This window comes from Mycobacterium sp. 1245499.0 (assembly GCF_001673615.1).
Classification (GTDB): domain Bacteria; phylum Actinomycetota; class Actinomycetes; order Mycobacteriales; family Mycobacteriaceae; genus Mycobacterium; species Mycobacterium europaeum_A.
In genome coordinates, this window is the sequence record NZ_LZMG01000270.1 from 1 (window position 1) to 15,794 (window position 15,794).

Consider the following 15,794-nt stretch of genomic DNA (forward strand, 5'->3'; position numbering starts at 1 on the left):
GTGTCAGCTTCCAGACGCCGGCCGACGCGCGGGCGTAGGCATACATGGCCGCGGCATCCTGCGCCCACATCCGTTCGATTCGCCGCCGCCCGCCGCCGACCCCGGCGAGCCCGTGGGGGTCACCCCGCCGTCTCGCAACTGGACCCTGACCGTCGCACCGGAGGTCATAACGACTGGCCGACAAGTGATCTCAACCATCTCCGAAGCGCTGGGCGCGCTGTCCACCTCGCCGCTGGCCACCTTTGATACGTCCCTGTTGTCGGCAACGGCGCCGCTGTCCAAGTTGAGCTCGTTGTCGGCACCGGTCGACTTCGCGCTCAAACACCTGAGTTCCCTCAACAAGGCCGCCGCGCTGTGCAGGGCCGCGGTCATGTGCTCGCCGGGGTCGGCGGCGGGCGGCGGCGAATCGAACGGTGTCAGCTTCCAGACGCCGGCCGACGCGCGGGCGTAGGCATACATGGCCGCGGCATCCTGCGCCCACATCCGTTCGTAGTCGGCGTCGGCGTCGGCGACCGCCGGACTGAGCTGGCCCAGACAGTTCGCCGCGGCCAGCGAAATCCGCCGCAACCGGTTGGCGTCGATCGCATGGGGCGACACCACCGCCGCAAGCGCCAAGCCGTAGGCGGCCGCGGCCGCGGTGGCCTGACTGGCCGTCTGCCGGGCCTGCGCGGCGGTGGCGTCGAGCCACGCCAGATAGGGTGCGACGGCTTGGGTGATCGGCGTAGTCGACGCGCTCTGCCCTCCCGGTTCCAGCTCGGCGATCACCGCCCGGTAGGTCAGCGCCATGTCAGCGAGTTGGGCGCCCAGCACGCCCCAGGCCTTGGCGGCGTCCATCATTGATCCGGCGCCGGGGCCCGAATGCATCCGCCCCGAATTGCTTTCCGGCGGAAGGGCACCGAAATCCATCACTGGCCCCAGCTCAATGGCGGGCGAATGGTGCTGCAACATCAGGCTTTTCTCTTCGGGGGTGATGGATATGCGGCGGCAGTTGGTGTTGGCGGTCAGCCGCTGCCCTTACCGCCTTCGGCGGACTCGAGTTGACGTGGGCAGTACGACTTCGCCGATATCGTCGCGAACTGGGCGGCGCCGTTGGTGCTCAGCGCGGGGTTGTTGTCCCGCAGGTCGTTGAGGAGCTGAAGACCGGAGACGCCACGAGAGATCAATCCGCACACCGCTTTTCCGGCGGCAACGGCTTGGTCCGGATTCGCAAAACTGATCCCCACCTTGTGGAGATCGGCGATGAAGACCTCGTTGTTCTCGTCGGCGGCCGCCTCGTCCTCTCCCGGGACGGCGTGTGCGGGTACCGCGGTGACGATGCCCAGCGATACACCGAGAAGCGCTAGCAGCAGTTTCATGCATCCTCCTTCGAGGCCCTATGGCGGTTTCCCGGTTGATCCGGTCCACTGAGACGAAATCTGTTGCACCGCAAGGCGCTACCCCAGTTTCGATTCGGGGGATCCGACCGCGACTTCCTCTCCGTCGGTCACGTGCACGGCGTGCACGCCCGGCGTTGTCCTGAGCTTGGCGACCAGGTCGTCGAGGCCGGCCTCGTCGACGTTCCAGTGCTGCACCTGGTCGGGCATCTCCTGCAGTTGGGCGATGATGCGGTCGAGCTTGACCGGTCCCTGCCGGCGCTCGCCGGTGATCGCGCGGGCCTGGATGCCCGTGGTGCTGACGACACGCGATGCCGGGCTGCCCAGCGCGCCGCCCGCCAGACTGCCCAGGGTCGCCTCGTTCACCAGGCCCGACAAATCCGTCGCCGCGGCCGCGGCCAGGCTGGTGCCCGGTAGCGCGGTGGAGGCCAGCCTGATCGCCGGGGCGGCCGTCGCCCAGCTAGCCGGCACCGACAGCTTGCCCACTGTTGGCGCGTTACCCAGCACCGCCGATACGGGCTTTGCCGCGATGCCGGCGGCGATGTGGCCGGGCGACGCCAGCCCGGCGCCCAGCGACGATTTGGCCATCGCGGCGCTCCACGGCGCATAGATGAAGAAGTTCTTCCACTGCGAGACACCAAGGCTGATGGTGGCATTGACGACGTTGGTCCACGTCGCCTGAGTGCCGATCTGCGAAATGCTCGAATACAGCGTCTCCCAGAACGGTGCTATCTCCGTGCTCCCCGTGGCGCCCCCGATCAAGTTCTGCCAGAACTGGGTGTATTGACCGGTGAGCGAGGTGATGTAGGCCTCGATCTCCTTCAACCAGGACGACAGCGACGTCGACTCCGCCGCGGCCGCGGCGGCCGCCTGGGTCGCCGGTCCGGCGTCGTTGGTGGTGGCCGGCGCCTGCTCGAACGGCGTCAGCTCACCGGCCGATTCCGACGCGGCGGCATAACTGAACATGGCGGCGACATCTTGGGCCCACATCTGGCCGTACTCGTCCTCGGTCGCCGCGATCGCCGCATCGTTCTGCCCCAAGATGTTGGTCTGCAACAGTGTGGCGAGCAGGCTGCGGTTCGCCGCCACAGCCGCCGGCGGCACCGTGGCCGCCAATGCCGCCTCGTAGGCGGCGGCCGCGGCCCGGGCCTGAGCGGCAGTCTGCTCGGCCAGGCCTGCCGTGGTCGATATCCACGCCACGTAGGGCGCCGCCGCGGCGGCCATGGACTCCGACGATGAGCCCTGCCACGATTCGCCGACCAGTTCCGAGATCACCGATGCGTAGGAAGCCGCGGTGCCGTGCAATTCGGCGGCCAGCCCGTCCCATGCCGCCGCGGCGGCCAGCAGCGGCCCGGCGCCCGGGCCGACATAGATCTGGGTGGAGATGACCTCCGGTGGCAGCGTTGCGAAATCGCTGAAAACCATTGCCGCACCTTCCTATTTCGCGTTCGGCGGAATCACAATGACGGTGGACGTGGTCGCGATGTCGTCGACCGCCACGGCACCGGGCACGCGAACGGTTGACCCGGCGACGGCGCGGGTCGCGGTCCCGCCGACGGCGCGTCCGGCCAGGCTCGACAGGGCAGTCGGGCCGAACATGCCCTGTTGACCGTTGACGGCCATCGCGGGGGCGGCGTCCAGGATGGTCTCCGGCAGCTCGGCGGCCACCGTCCGGACCGCCGGGACCGCCGAGGCCCAGTTCGCCGGCACCGACAACGATCCGACCAAGCCGGCGCGGCCCGCGGACGCCGAAACCGTGCCCGCACTCGACAGCGCGGTCGAGCCCGTCAGGAGATCGCTGCGCAGCAGCGGCGCCAAGACCCCGCTGAGCGCTTTGGGGTGCAAGAGGGGTCCGATTCCTTGGATGCCCGTCCCGACGCTCGGGATGCTGAGGGCGATCTGGTACCAGTTCTTCGCCAGGTTCGCCACGCCGAGCGGCGTGTACGGCCCGGAGATGGTGCCCATGACGCTGTTGAAGGTCTTCAGAATCCCGGTGATGTCCGTCAGGCTCAGCGGGAGTTGAGCCGCCGCCGTTACCGCGGTCGCGTTCACCTGCGCCGCGACCGGAGCCTGCGAAACCGCTTCTGACAGTGCCGATTCCACGCCGGAGGCGGTCGACGACTGCAGCGCGGAGGTGACCGCGGCCGACTGGTCGGCCTCCGCGTTGGCGTCGGCGGTCGTCGGTGGCGCGCCGAACGGGCTGAGCCGGGTCGCGACCGCCGACGCGCCGGCATAGGCGTACATCGCGGCGGCGTCCTGGGCCCACATCTCGGCGTACTGGGCCTCCGTGGCCGCGATCGCCGCAGTGTTCTGGCCCAGCACGTTGGTCGCGATCAACGACGCCAACAATGCCCGGTTGGCCACGATCACCGGCGGCGGGACCGTGGCCGCGAAGACGGCCTCATAAGCCGCCGCTGCCGCCGTGGCTTGGGCGGCGGTCTGCTCGGCCTGCACCGCGGTGCCGTCGAGCCACGCGATGAAGGGTGCCGCCGCGCCGGCCATCGCCGTCGACGAAGGCCCGTGCCAGGAGGTGCGCAGCTCCGCGATTGCCGAACCGTACGACGCTGCGGCCGAATGCAATTCGGCTGCCAACCCGTTCCAGGCCGCCGCGGCTGCCAGTAACGGCGCCGACCCCGGCCCTGAGTAGATCCTGCCGGAGTTGATCTCCGGCGGTAACGACCCGAAATCCATGCATTCCTCCGCCTCCGGCCGTGTCGCCACCGCCGGCCCAGTCCGTACCGCCGCCAGCACATCGGCTATGAGTTTGCTGGGCGGCGGGCATGTCGTCTTGTAGACGAGACACTAGCCAGGGGTTACGAAATCGCCCTTCGCCAAGCTCGGCCGGGCTCGCCGGTGCCGCCGCGCGGGGCTGCGAGCGCCGGGAGTCGGCGGTTTGGCAAGCGCGCCGCCGATAAACCCCTCTACCTCGTGCAAATGCGGCACGGCGAGCCGGTGAATAGATGGTGAAAAGCCGAAAGGCGTGTTCCCCGGGCGGCTATTGGTGAATAAAAATCTCGGTATCACAAATTGCGTTGGCCGCAGGATTCCTTAGCCACAGGGACTGCGCGGCGGCGCGCCGCGCGACCCTCAGCACGAGGCCGCAAGCACGGAGTCACTGAGAAATAGGTGGTGGAGCACATATTCGGGGCGGTGCGGCCGATACGCCCGGGACTCATAGCGCTTTCAAAGAAATTATGCGATCTCTATGAATTTGCTACACACGAGCAGCGCGACCAATCAGCGCTTGACCGGACCCAACCGCTATTTCGGTCCCGGAATTCGTCCAGAAGAACGCTATCGAAAGCGCCGGCTCATATCCAACTTATACAAATCATTCAATTCATAGAATTCGCCGCGGCAGGGGGCGGCGGGTGAGTCACGATGGCGTGTCCGCAGCGCAGGCCCATCGTCACTGCCGACCGATCCGACATTGCGGGCCGAGGTACCGCGACGGCTCCGCGCCGCGCCCGCGACTTTGCCAGGACGGGTCGCGCTACGACGCGCTTTCGGTGTGCATCGGCACCGGCCTAAGCGTCCTCGAGGAGATCCGGCGTCACCGCCGACTCGGTGTCGGGAATGCCCTCGACCTTCGCCTTGCGGTCGGCCATCGACAGCAGCCGCCGAATTCGGCCCGCCACAGCGTCTTTCGTCATCGGCGGGTCCGCGAGCCGGCCCAGCTCCTCCAGCGATGCCTGCCGGTGCTCGACGCGCAGCTTGCCGGCCGAGGCCAAATGGTCGGGGACGGTGTCGCCCAAGATTTCCAGCGCCCGCTCCACCCGGGCCGCGGCCGCCACCGCCGCCCGCGCCGACCGGCGCAGGTTGGCGTCGTCGAAGTTGGCGAGCCGGTTGGCCGTGGCCCGGACCTCGCGCCGCATCCGGCGCTCCTCCCACACCAGCCGGGTGTCCTGGGCGCCCATCCGGGTCAGCAACGCGCCGATCGCCTCGCCGTCGCGCACCACCACCCGGTCGGCGCCGCGCACCTCGCGGGCCTTCGCGCTGACACCGAGCCGTCGCGCGGCACCCACCAACGCCAGCGCGGCTTCCGGACCGGGGCAACTGACTTCCAGCGCCGAGGACCGCCCCGGCTCGGTCAGCGAACCGTGCGCCAGGAACGCCCCGCGCCAGGCGGCTTCCGCGTCGCCGACGCTGCCACCCACCACCTGGGCCGGCAGCCCGCGCACCGGGCGGCCGCGATTGTCGAGCAGACCGGTCTGGCGGGCCAGCGCCTCGCCGTCATTGGCGACCCGCAACACGTACCGGGTGCTCTTGCGAATTCCACTGGCGGACAACACATGCACGACGGCGTTGTATCCGTAGAGTTCGAAAATGTCCTTGCGCAAGCGCCGCGCGACGTTGCCCAGGTCCACCTCGGCTTCGACGACAACGCGGCCGCCGACGATATGCAGTCCACCGGCGAACCGCAGCAGGGACGTGACCTCCGCGCGGCGGGCGCTGACCGATTTCACAATGAGGCGGCTCAGTTCGTCCTTGACTTCGGTCGTCATCGCCACGCGTCGTCACCCCTCACTTGCACCGTCGACCCGAATATCCGCGGTGGCCGTGACCGAAGACGCTCCCGGAGCCTTGTGGGCCGCCCGGACCCCGTCCAGGGCCGCCGCGAGCTTGCCTGGATCATGTAAAGGTGTACCAGGTCTGGCCACATCGGCGAAGTGGACCTCGGCCGAAAGCAGTGTGGCGGTGCGGCGCAATTGCTCGCGCTCCCGCTCGCTGGGCACCCGTTCGGCGTCGATGATGATGTCGTGCACGGTGAATCCCGGTGCATGCTGGGCCAGCACGTGCAGGTGACGCTCGACGGAGAACCCCGCCGTCTCCCCCGGTTCGGCCACCAGATTGAGCACCAGGGCGCGCCGCGCGGTGGTCGCCCGCAGCGCCGCCGCCAGTCCGGGCACCAGCACGTGCGGGATCACGCTGGTGAACCACGACCCCGGGCCCAGCACAACCAGATCGGCGGCCATGATCGCGTCGACGGCCTGCCGCGTCGCCGGCGGGTTGTCCGGCAACAGCCGCACGCGGCGCACCTTGCCCGGCGTGGTCGCGATCGCCACCTGACCGCGGATCAGCCGGAACATCCGCGGGTCGCTTTCCAGCCCGGAGACGTCGGCCTCGATCTGCAGCGCGATCGGGCACATCGGCAGCACCCTGCCCTTGACGCCGAGGATGCGCCCCAGCTCGTCGAGGGCGGCCACCGGGTCGGCCAGCACCTCGGACAGCCCGGCCAGCATCAGGTTGCCGATCGGATGCCCGGCCAGCGCCCCGCTGCCCCCGAACCGGTGCTGCAGGATGGTCGCCCACAGTCGCCCGTGCGGGCTGTCAGATGCCAAGGCCGCCAACGCCATTCGCAAATCACCCGGGGGCACCACATCCAGTTCGCTGCGCAGCCGCCCGGAAGAACCACCATCGTCGGCGACGGTCACCACCGCGGTCACGTAGGGCGTGAGCCGGCGGGCCGCCGACAGCGTCGCGTACAGGCCGTGTCCACCGCCCATCGCGACGATGCCCCGGTTCATCGGCTCGGTCATTCGCGGCCCAGATCCCGATGCAGCACCCGCACCGACAGTTGGGCTTCGCCCTTCTGGGCCTTGAGCAACTGCACCAGCGCCTCGGCGATCGCGACGCTGCGATGCTTGCCGCCGGTGCAGCCGATCGCGACCGTCATATAGCGCTTGCCCTCCCGGCGGTAGCCGTCGACGACCAGAGATAGCAATCGATGGTAGGCGTCGAGGAACTCGGCCGCGCCCGGCTGGCTCAATACGTAATCGCGCACCGCGGGGTCCTGCCCGGTGCGGGGCCGCAATTCGTCGACCCAGTGCGGGTTCGGCAGGAACCGGACGTCCATGACCATGTCGGCGTCCATTGGCAGGCCGTATTTGAAGCCGAACGATTCGACCGTGACGCTGGTGGTGGCGCTGGCGGCGCCGCCGAACGCCCGCTCGATGGTCTCGCGCAAGCCGCGCACCGACAGCGTCGAGGTGTCGATGATCAAGTCGGCGGTGGCGCGAACCGAGGCCAGCATGCGGCGCTCGGCGGCGATGCCCTCGGCCAGGGTCTGATCGCCCTGCAGCGGATGGCTGCGGCGATTCTGCTCGTAGCGGCGCACCAGCATGTCGTCCGATGCTTCCATGAACACCACGCGCGGGGCGATGTTTCGGGTGGCCAGCTCAGTGCGCACCGAGTCCAGGTCGCCGGTGAAGCCGCGCGACCGCACGTCCATCACCACCGCCAGCTGGGTGATCCGCGAGCCGGCCGCCAGACCGAAATCGACCATCCGGGTGATCAGTTGCGGGGGCAGGTTGTCGGCCACATACCAGCCGAGGTCCTCGAGCACCTTGGCCGCGGTACCCCGCCCGGCCCCGGATAACCCGGTCACCAGCACGACGTCGATACCGGCCGGGGCGTCCACCGAGGGGCCGCCCGCGAACTCGCCCGGGCCCGTCATTGGGCCGCCCTGGACTCATCGGGGGACTGCTGGGGCCGCAGCGCCTCCAGGACGGCGGTGGCGGTCGCCACACCGATGCCGGGAACGGCGGTGATCTGGTCGACGGTGGCCTCCTTGAGGCGGGCTATCGATCCGAAATGGCTTACCAACGCCTTTCGGCGATGTTCTCCCAATCCTGGCACCGAATCCAGCACCGATGCCGTCATTCGTTTGGATCGCTTGCTGCGATGGTAGGCGATCGCGAACCGGTGCGCCTCGTCACGGACGCGTTGCAGCAGATACAGCCCCTCGCTGTTGCGCGGCATGATGACCGGGTCGGGCTCCGAGGGCACCCACACCTCTTCCAGCCGCTTGGCCAGGCCGATCACCGCGACGTCGGTGATGCCGAGTTCCTCGAGCACCGCGCTGGCCGCGTTGACCTGCGGGGCACCGCCGTCGACGACGTACAAATTCGGGGGGTAGGCGAAACGGCGCGACTTTCCTTCCGCGGAAAGCATATTCGGATCGTTCTGCTCGCTCAGGTGACGGGCGAAGCGACGCCGGGTCACCTCGGCGATGGAGGCGACGTCGTCGGAGCGGCCCTGCCCGGCGGCTTCCCGGATCCCGAAGTGCCGGTAGTCCGATTTGCGCGGCAGACCGTCCTCGAACACCACCAGCGAGCCCACCACGTCGGTGCCCTGGACGTGGCTGATGTCCACACATTCGATGCGCAGCGGCGCCTCGGACAAGCCGAGGGCCTCCTGGATGTTCTGCAGCGCAGCGGATCTGGCGTTGAAGTCGCCGGCGCGCCGCAGCTTGTGTTGCTGCAGCGCCTCTTTCGCGTTGCGCTGCACGGTTTCGGCCAGCGCGCGTTTGTCGCCGCGCTGCGGCACCCGCAGCACCACCCGGGATCCGCGCAGGCCGGACAGCCAACTGGTCAGCTCGTCGGTGTTGGACGGCAGGCAGGGCACCAGCACCTCCCGCGGCACCGGGTTCACGGATTCGTCTGCGGCGCCGCCCAATTCGGCCTGCTCGCCGTAAAACTGGGTCAGGAACTGCTCGACCAGCTGTTCCTCGCCGGAATCGCCGGGGTCGGCGGACTTTTCGACGATCCAGCCGCGCTGGCCGCGGACCCGGCCGCCGCGGACGTGGAACACCTGCACCGCGGCCTCCAGCTCGTCGTCGGCGAACGCCACCACGTCGGCGTCGGTGCCGTCGCCGAGGACCACGGCCTGCTTTTCCATCGCCCGCTTCACCGCGCCCAGGTCGTCACGCAACCGCGCGGCCCGCTCGAAATCGAGCCGCTCGGCCGCGGCGTTCATCTGCTGTTCCAGCTCCCGGGCGAACCGGTCGGTCTTGCCGGACAGGAAGTCGCAGAAGTCGTCCACGATCTGGCGGTGCTGCTCCGCGCTGACCCTGCCGATGCACGGTGCCGAGCACTTGTCGATGTAGCCGAGCAGGCAAGGACGATCGATCTGCTTGTGCCGCTTGAACACTCCCGCCGAGCAGGTGCGGGCCGGAAACACCCGGGTGAGCAGGTCCAGCGTCTCCCGGATGGCCCACGCGTGCGAGTACGGCCCGAAGTAGCGCACCCCCTTGCGGCGGGGGCCGCGGTAGACCATCAGCCGGGGGAACTCCTCGTTGAGGGTGACCGCCAGCACCGGATAGGTTTTGTCGTCGCGATAGCGGACGTTGAACCGCGGGTCGAACTCCTTGATCCAGTTGTATTCGAGTTGCAGCGCCTCGACTTCGGTGTTGACCACCGTCCACTCGACCTTGGCCGCGGTGGTCACCATCTGCCGGGTGCGTGGATGCAGGCTGGCGATGTCGGCGAAGTATGACGTCAGCCGGCTGCGCAGGCTCTTGGCCTTGCCGACGTAGATGACTCGCCCGTAGGTATCCCGGAATCGGTAGACGCCGGGCTCGACCGGGATGGACCCGGGCGCGGGGCGGTAGGTGGCGGGATCGGGCACAGATCCAGGCTAGTAGCCGGCCGCGCGGTGCCGAGCGCCTCCGCCCGGCGGGAGCAGGCCCGGCGCCGCAGGCGTCCCCGGCCGGGTCTGATCGACCCCGGCTACCGCTACGAGTACCTGGACCCCGGTTCGGTCGCGGACGATCCCGGCGTCGCCGCGACGACGGCCTCGGCGCGGGGCGCGGGGCCCATCGGGTTCGCCGGCACCGCCCGGCACGCCGACGCCGCCCCCGCCGGCCTGACCACGCTCGGCGGCGCGGCGCCGGACGCCGACCCGGGCCTGCCGCTGTTGCCGAGCAGCTGGAGCCACCCAACCGAAGAAGGATCAACCGCGCAGGTAGACGACCCGTGACGGGCCCCGCGGGCGGTCGCGGCGGTTTGGACGGCTTCCGTTCTGGCTACCAAGCTTCTAGCTCAACGTTAGAGTGGGGGCAGAGCAATGGAGGGAGTCCGTAAATGATGAAGCGCTCGTTGGCCAAACTGGCCGTCACGGTGGGCGGTCTGGCATTGGCGTCGACCGCTGGTGCCGGGGTCGCATCGGCCGATCCCGATTACGGTCCGATGATCCACACCACCTGTAGCTACGACCAGGCGATGCGGGCCGTGCATGCGGAGAACCCGATGGCCGCCCAGTACCTCGACCAGTCGCCGCCCAACCAGCAGTTCTTGCAGCAGTACCTGGCGTCGTCGCCGGATCAACGGGTGAACCTGCTGCACGCGATCGAGCACAACCAGGGGGCCCAGCAGGCCCTGCCCATTTTCCAGCAAATGATGACGGACTGCACTCGGTACTGAGTGCCTCCGGCTCGGGCTTCCCGACCACAGCGCTAAATCACCAGGCGGCGGGCCGCCGCGGCTAAGCGGTGCGCCCGTCGACCTGTGCCCGGCGTTTCGCCGCCCAATCCGCCATGGGGAATCCAGGGGCGTTGTTGCAGGCCGACAGCAGCAGGGCCACGTGCGGCAGCACGGCCAACCCGTAATCGCAGGTCCAGGCCGGCTGGTTCATCGTCCACACCAGGACGCCTTCGGATGGGGTGGCGAACCCGCTCAGCCGCATCGGCGTCGCCTGGCCGTACGGCGAGATGCCCACGGCGTCGTGCCGGCACTGGGCGACGGAGACGAAATCACTCACCACCTCGTGTCGGGGGTCGAGCGCGTTGTCGTAGATGTCGACCGACTCGGCGTACGTCGCCTGATCGCTGAACTGGTACGCCGATTCGGCGTGGTCCGAGGCGCCGGCGGGTCGCAGCGGCGAGCCCTCGAACAGCAGCGCGGCCGAGCAGTCCGGTGGCCGGGCGCTGGTGAAGTAGTTGTCGCCCACCGGGATCGCGCTGGCCGCGCCGAGCGGCGTGTCATCGCCACTGTGCAGCAGCAGGTCTTGGGCATGCGCCGGCGGGCGTTGGACCGTCGTGGTCGGCGTTGCCGCGGGCTGGCCGGACGCCCGGACGGCCCGTCCCCCCACCACCACGCTGCATCCGCTGAGCGTCAGCAGGGCAACTGCGAGGACCGCGGCCACCCGTGCCTGGAGTGCCATCGGCTGATGGTACAGCGCTCAGTGTGTCTGCAGGTCCGGTCGATAGCGTGCCAGCAGCGAGCGCACGGTGTCCATGGCGGCCACCGCCCGGCCCTTGTCGACGGCCTGGATGGCCATCACCGGAATGTACTCGTCGTCGGGCAGGTCGACGCGCGCCCAACGGTGACCCACCGGAAACGACACCCCGGCAACGTCCGGCCATTCGATCAGCTTGTCGCCCAACAGGTTTCGAACCGAGACGCCGGCCGGCCCGATACGCAGCCGTGGGCGGGCGAACAACAACACAATGCCGGCGATGACCAGACCGAGCACCGCGATCGCCACCTGGTCCGAGGTCTGAAAGACCACCCCGGTGGACCCCACCTTGAGCAGCACGCCCACCGCGATGTGCGCCGCGGCGATCACGAACGCCGCCCCGTAGGCGAATAACGGTGTGCGGTGGGGACGCAGCACCGCATCCCAGGTCTCGCGGTCCGGAGGCGACGTCACGACCGAGAGCGCAACTCACGCAGGGTCAGCGCGGTGGTCAGGGCCGCCAGCGTGGCTTGGGCCCCTTTGTCCTCGGCCGACTCCGGAAGGCCGGCCCGGTCCAGGGCCTGCTGCTCGGTGTCGGTGGTGAGCACACCGTTGGCCACCGGCGTGGAAGTGTCCAACGACACTCGGGTCAGCCCCTGGGTCACCGCATCGCAGACGTACTCGAAATGCGGTGTCTGCCCGCGGATCACGACGCCCAGCGCGACGACGGCATCGTGATTGCGGGCGAGTTCCTGTGCGACCACCGGGATCTCGATCGCGCCGATCACCCGGACCACCGTCGGGTCGTCGATACCCGATTCGGAGGCCACCTTGCGGGCACCCTCAAGCAGCGCGTCGCAGATCTCGCTATGCCAGGTGCTCGCAACCAGGGCCAGGCGCAGGCCGGACGCATCGAGCGGCGCAACCTCCGGCACACCCTCGGCAGGGCTCACAGAGCACCGCCGAATTCGCCTGGCAGATGGACGGATTCGTGAAAGTCATCCAGTCCGGCCAGGTCATGGCCCATCTTGTCCCGTTTGGTCATCAGGTAGCGGATGTTCTCCGCGTTGGCGCGCACCGGCAGCGGCACCCGCTCGATGATGTGCAGGCCGTACCCGTCCAGCCCGACCCGCTTGGCCGGGTTGTTGGTCAGCAGCCGCATCGAGCGCACCCCGAGATCCACCAGGATCTGCGCGCCGATCCCGTAATCCCTTGCGTCGGCCGGCAATCCGAGCTTGAGGTTGGCGTCGACGGTGTCTTCACCGGCGTCTTGCAGCTGATAGGCCTGCAGCTTGTGCATCAGCCCGATGCCGCGCCCCTCGTGGCCGCGCATGTACAACACGATGCCGCGTCCCTCGCGGGCGACCATGGCCATCGCGGCGTCCAGCTGCGGCCCGCAATCGCAGCGGCGCGAACCGAACACGTCACCGGTCAGGCATTCGGAGTGCACCCGCACCAGCACGTCGTCACCGTCGGAGTTCGGGCCCGAGATGTCCCCGCGCACCAGCGCGACGTGTTCGACCTCTTCATAGATGCTGGCGTAGCCGATGGCGCGAAACTCGCCGTGCCGGGTCGGTATCCGGGCCTCGGCGATCCGGGCGATGTGCTTCTCGTGTTTGCGTCGCCACTCGATCAGGTCGGCGATGGTGATCATGGCGAGGTCGTGTTCGTCGGCGAAGACCCGCAGTTCGTCGGTCTGCGCCATCGAGCCTTCGTCCTTCTGGCTGACGATCTCGCAGATGGCGCCGGCGGGCTGGAGCCCGGCCAGCCGGGCCAGGTCGACGGCGGCCTCGGTGTGACCTGGGCGGCGCAATACGCCACCGTCCTTGGCGCGCAACGGAACAACGTGACCAGGCCGGGTGAAATCGTCGGCGACGCTGGTGGGATCGGCGAGCAGCCGCATCGTGGTGGCCCGGTCCGAGGCCGAAATCCCGGTGCCCACACCCCGTCTGGCGTCGACCGTGACGGTGTAGGCGGTGCCGTGCTTGTCCTGGTTCACCGCGTACATCGGCAGCAACCCCAGCCGGTCGCAGATCTCGCCGTCCAGCGGCACACAGAGGTATCCGGAGGTGTAGCGCACCATGAAGGCCACCATCTCCGGCGTCGCCTTCTCGGCGGCGAAGATCAGATCGCCCTCGTTCTCCCGGTCCTCGTCGTCGATGACGATGACGGCCTTGCCGGCCGCAATGTCGGCAACCGCCCTTTCGACGGAGTCCAACCTCGTCATCTTTGCTACCTCGCCGTCCCCGCTGCCCGGCGGGAACACTGTCGAAACGGCTCACACGAGAAGCCCACGTGTTGCATTCAGTATGAACCACGGCGACCGCGCGGTTATTGCCGCGGTTTGATCAGCGGGACGGCCTCGGATCGCGCCGCACCGCCGGGCGCGCCGGCGGCACGACCGCCTGACCACTTGCGATGAGCGCGCACGTATCTCGGCGCCACGGATCCCCGCGGCCTCTCGGGGCCAGAGCGGGCCTCGGCACCCTGGTAATCGTTGCCGGGATCACAGTTTTCGCCGCCCTTGGCCGTCGGTGCCGCCGCGATATTCGTCGCCGGAATGATAACTGCGTGATGCGAAGGAGAGGGCCCTTCCGCAAACAGGGAAGCGGCCGGCAAAATGGTGTGCCCGACCCGCGATATCGTCACCTGGTGCCAAAAATAACCCGATGAAAAGCTCCTATACACCGAAACCCTTTGCGCCAGATATGCGTTGGCTGTGCTCAAAATTTGACATGAGCAAACGACAAAGCCGGGTTTCGCCCGCATTATCGCGGGTAAATACTGCCCCATGAATACCAACACACAAACACGACCGTGGGCCCGGCTGTGCACCGGCGCGCTCGCTGCCGGCGGCTTGGCTATGTCCGCACTCGGACTGGCCACGGGCACCGCCGCGGCGGCGCCTCCTCCGCCGCCCATGGATCACCACCACTGGTGCCCGGGCGAGCAGTGGGACCCGGGCTGGGGCCCTTACCAGAACTGGAACAACTGCCGTGACTGGGACGACAACTATGGCGGCCCGGCCGGCTACGGGGCTCCGCCGTGGGCGGGACCGCCGCCCCCGCCGCCACCGTGGGCGCCGTGGGCCCAGATCGTCTGGGATCCCGGCATGAACCATTGGGGTTACTGGGAAGGCCCCATCTGGCGTCCGGTGTAATCAGCCGAGCAACCAGCTGATCCAAAGGCAGGCCGCTGCCGCGGCGCGTGACGCCGCGACTAGCGGCCTGTCGTCATGACGGCGCGGCTTCGGCCGAGGGGTCGCCGTCTTCGGCCAGGTGGCGCAAGACCCGTTCGTTGAGGGCGGCGAGCATGTCGAGCTCGGCTGGGCTGAGTAGGTCGATGAAGTTCCGGCGGACATCCGCCACGTGCTTGGGCGCCGCCTTCTCGATGGCGGCGCGGCCGGCCGGCAGCAGGCAGACCATGGTGCTGCGGGCGTCGTCCGGGTTGGGCTCCCGGCTGATCAGCCCGTCCTGCTCCATGCGGCGCACCTGATGGGAGACACGGCTCTTTTCCCAGCCCAGCGTGTTGCATAGCTCGTGGGCGGGGAGGCGGTCCCCGTCGTGCTCGGAGAGCACCGCCAAGATCTGGTAGTCGGCGCCGGACAAGCCCGATTCCTGCAGGCCCCGGTTCAGGTGCACGCTGAGCTGATGATTCGCGTGCTGGAAGGCCCGCCAGGCGCGGTCTTCGCGGGGATTCAGCCAGTTCGGTTCCATCGGTTCCCCATGCTACCGCCATTTGGTTGACGCGTCATCAAAATCCCCATAAGGTGGACGAGTCAACCTTTTTTCTCGGAAGTCAGGACGGGACACCTCATGAGCGGCATCAGCATCATCGGCACCGGGAACATGGCCCGCGCCATCGGCGCGCTGGCGGTAGCGGGCGGCAATAGCGTCGAGATCATCGGCCGCGACGAGTCCAAGGCGGCCGACCTGGCCAAGGCCCTCGGGGGCGGCGCCACGACCGGAGAGTTCGGCGCCGTTCCGGCCGGCGACATCGTCATCGTTTCGGTGTTGTACGCCGACGTCGTTCCGGTCGTCGAGCAGTACGGAGACGCCCTCGTGGGCAAGGTCATCGTCGACATCAGCAATCCCTTCAACCCCGCGGCCGACGGACTGGCCATTCCCGATGGCACCTCGGTCGCACAGCAAGTCGCCAAGGCGGCCCCGGCCGGCGCCGGCGTGGTGAAGGCGTTCAACACCGTCTTCGGCGTTGTCCTGGCCCAGGGTCGACCGCTCGACGTGTTCATCGCCGGCGACGACGCGCCCGCCAAGGCGCGGGTGGCGGAGTTCATCGAGAGCCTCGGGCTGCGCCCGCTCGACGTCGGCGGCCTGAACATGGCGCACTGGCTGGAAGGAACGGGCCTGGTCATGATGGGCCTGGCCCGCCACGGGGTCGGAAATTTCAACTTCGCCCTCGGCGCCACGGTTCCCGGCTGAGCGCCCCAGTAATGGTTGATACATC

At 68.6% G+C, this 15,794-nt stretch carries 16 protein-coding genes and 1 pseudogene; 4 read left to right on the top strand and 13 right to left on the bottom strand.

Going from position 1 to position 15,794, the window contains the following annotated elements:
* Positions 1–3 precede the first annotated feature (3 nt).
* The 8 genes and pseudogenes from A5646_RS29960 to uvrC form a co-directional block, all read right to left on the bottom strand.
* Positions 4–906, bottom strand: a complete 903-nt coding sequence (locus A5646_RS29960; RefSeq protein WP_369806953.1) for a PPE family protein — start codon at positions 904–906, stop codon at positions 4–6.
* Between the two features lie 95 nt (positions 907–1,001).
* Positions 1,002–1,355: a DUF732 domain-containing protein gene (locus tag A5646_RS15915; RefSeq protein WP_066865384.1), complete on the bottom strand. Its 354-nt coding sequence runs from the start codon at positions 1,353–1,355 to the stop codon at positions 1,002–1,004.
* Between the two features lie 78 nt (positions 1,356–1,433).
* On the bottom strand, positions 1,434–2,798 hold the full coding sequence (locus tag A5646_RS15920) for a PPE family protein (RefSeq protein ID WP_067022584.1): 1,365 nt from the start codon (positions 2,796–2,798) through the stop codon (positions 1,434–1,436).
* Positions 2,799–2,810: 12 nt separating this feature from the next.
* On the bottom strand, positions 2,811–4,064 hold the full coding sequence (locus A5646_RS15925; RefSeq protein ID WP_066879912.1) for a PPE family protein: 1,254 nt from the start codon (positions 4,062–4,064) through the stop codon (positions 2,811–2,813).
* 836 nt (positions 4,065–4,900) lie between these two features.
* Positions 4,901–5,878 carry a DNA-binding protein WhiA gene (gene whiA / locus A5646_RS15930; protein WP_040631623.1) on the bottom strand — a complete coding sequence of 326 codons (978 nt, stop codon included), beginning with the start codon at positions 5,876–5,878 and terminating at the stop codon, positions 4,901–4,903.
* Positions 5,875–6,901, bottom strand: a pseudogene (gene yvcK, locus A5646_RS15935) (uridine diphosphate-N-acetylglucosamine-binding protein YvcK). The gene whiA and the pseudogene yvcK overlap by 4 nt, the downstream one beginning before the upstream one ends.
* Positions 6,902–6,909: 8 nt before the next feature.
* The gene (gene rapZ / locus A5646_RS15940; RefSeq protein WP_066879909.1) at positions 6,910–7,830 is read right to left on the bottom strand and encodes an RNase adapter RapZ; all 921 of its coding nucleotides are present in this window, start codon (positions 7,828–7,830) and stop codon (positions 6,910–6,912) included.
* Positions 7,827–9,782: an excinuclease ABC subunit UvrC gene (gene uvrC / locus A5646_RS15945; RefSeq protein WP_066860186.1), complete on the bottom strand. Its 1,956-nt coding sequence runs from the start codon at positions 9,780–9,782 to the stop codon at positions 7,827–7,829. The genes rapZ and uvrC overlap by 4 nt, the downstream gene beginning before the upstream one ends.
* Before the next feature lie 27 nt (positions 9,783–9,809).
* On the opposite strand from uvrC, the gene A5646_RS15950 reads away from it, so the two are divergent.
* Together A5646_RS15950 and A5646_RS15955 are read left to right on the top strand one after the other, a co-directional pair.
* Positions 9,810–10,133: a hypothetical protein gene (locus A5646_RS15950; protein WP_066879907.1), complete on the top strand. Its 324-nt coding sequence runs from the start codon at positions 9,810–9,812 to the stop codon at positions 10,131–10,133.
* A 104-nt stretch (positions 10,134–10,237) separates the two neighbouring features.
* Positions 10,238–10,576, top strand: coding sequence for a hemophore-related protein (locus A5646_RS15955; protein ID WP_065074765.1), 339 nt, complete (start codon positions 10,238–10,240; stop codon positions 10,574–10,576).
* Between the two features lie 61 nt (positions 10,577–10,637).
* Here A5646_RS15955 and A5646_RS15960 read toward each other — a convergent pair whose 3' ends face one another.
* From A5646_RS15960 to A5646_RS15975, 4 genes are read right to left on the bottom strand one after another with little or no spacing between them, the layout of a single operon-like run.
* Positions 10,638–11,315 carry a hypothetical protein gene (locus tag A5646_RS15960; protein ID WP_066879904.1) on the bottom strand — a complete coding sequence of 226 codons (678 nt, stop codon included), beginning with the start codon at positions 11,313–11,315 and terminating at the stop codon, positions 10,638–10,640.
* Positions 11,316–11,333: 18 nt separating this feature from the next.
* Positions 11,334–11,804 (bottom strand): PH domain-containing protein, encoded by a 471-nt coding sequence (locus A5646_RS15965; RefSeq protein ID WP_066879900.1) that lies wholly within the window; start codon positions 11,802–11,804, stop codon positions 11,334–11,336.
* A complete protein-coding gene (ribH, locus tag A5646_RS15970; protein WP_066879897.1) occupies positions 11,801–12,283 on the bottom strand; it encodes a 6,7-dimethyl-8-ribityllumazine synthase in 483 nt (160 codons plus the stop codon). Before ribH ends, A5646_RS15965 begins: the two co-directional genes overlap by 4 nt.
* Positions 12,280–13,557, bottom strand: coding sequence for a bifunctional 3,4-dihydroxy-2-butanone-4-phosphate synthase/GTP cyclohydrolase II (locus A5646_RS15975; protein WP_066860202.1), 1,278 nt, complete (start codon positions 13,555–13,557; stop codon positions 12,280–12,282). Before A5646_RS15975 ends, ribH begins: the two co-directional genes overlap by 4 nt.
* A 636-nt stretch (positions 13,558–14,193) precedes the next feature.
* Between A5646_RS15975 and A5646_RS28195 the strand changes: the two genes are divergently transcribed.
* The gene (locus A5646_RS28195; protein WP_231997730.1) at positions 14,194–14,490 is read left to right on the top strand and encodes a hypothetical protein; all 297 of its coding nucleotides are present in this window, start codon (positions 14,194–14,196) and stop codon (positions 14,488–14,490) included.
* Positions 14,491–14,563: 73 nt separating this feature from the next.
* On the opposite strand, the gene A5646_RS15980 is transcribed toward A5646_RS28195, so the two are convergent.
* Positions 14,564–15,046, bottom strand: coding sequence for a MarR family winged helix-turn-helix transcriptional regulator (locus A5646_RS15980; protein WP_066879892.1), 483 nt, complete (start codon positions 15,044–15,046; stop codon positions 14,564–14,566).
* A 99-nt stretch (positions 15,047–15,145) separates the two neighbouring features.
* Between A5646_RS15980 and A5646_RS15985 the strand changes: the two genes are divergently transcribed.
* Complete coding sequence (locus A5646_RS15985; protein ID WP_066879880.1) at positions 15,146–15,769, top strand: NADPH-dependent F420 reductase; 624 nt, start codon at positions 15,146–15,148, stop codon at positions 15,767–15,769.
* Positions 15,770–15,794: the final 25 nt, after the last annotated feature.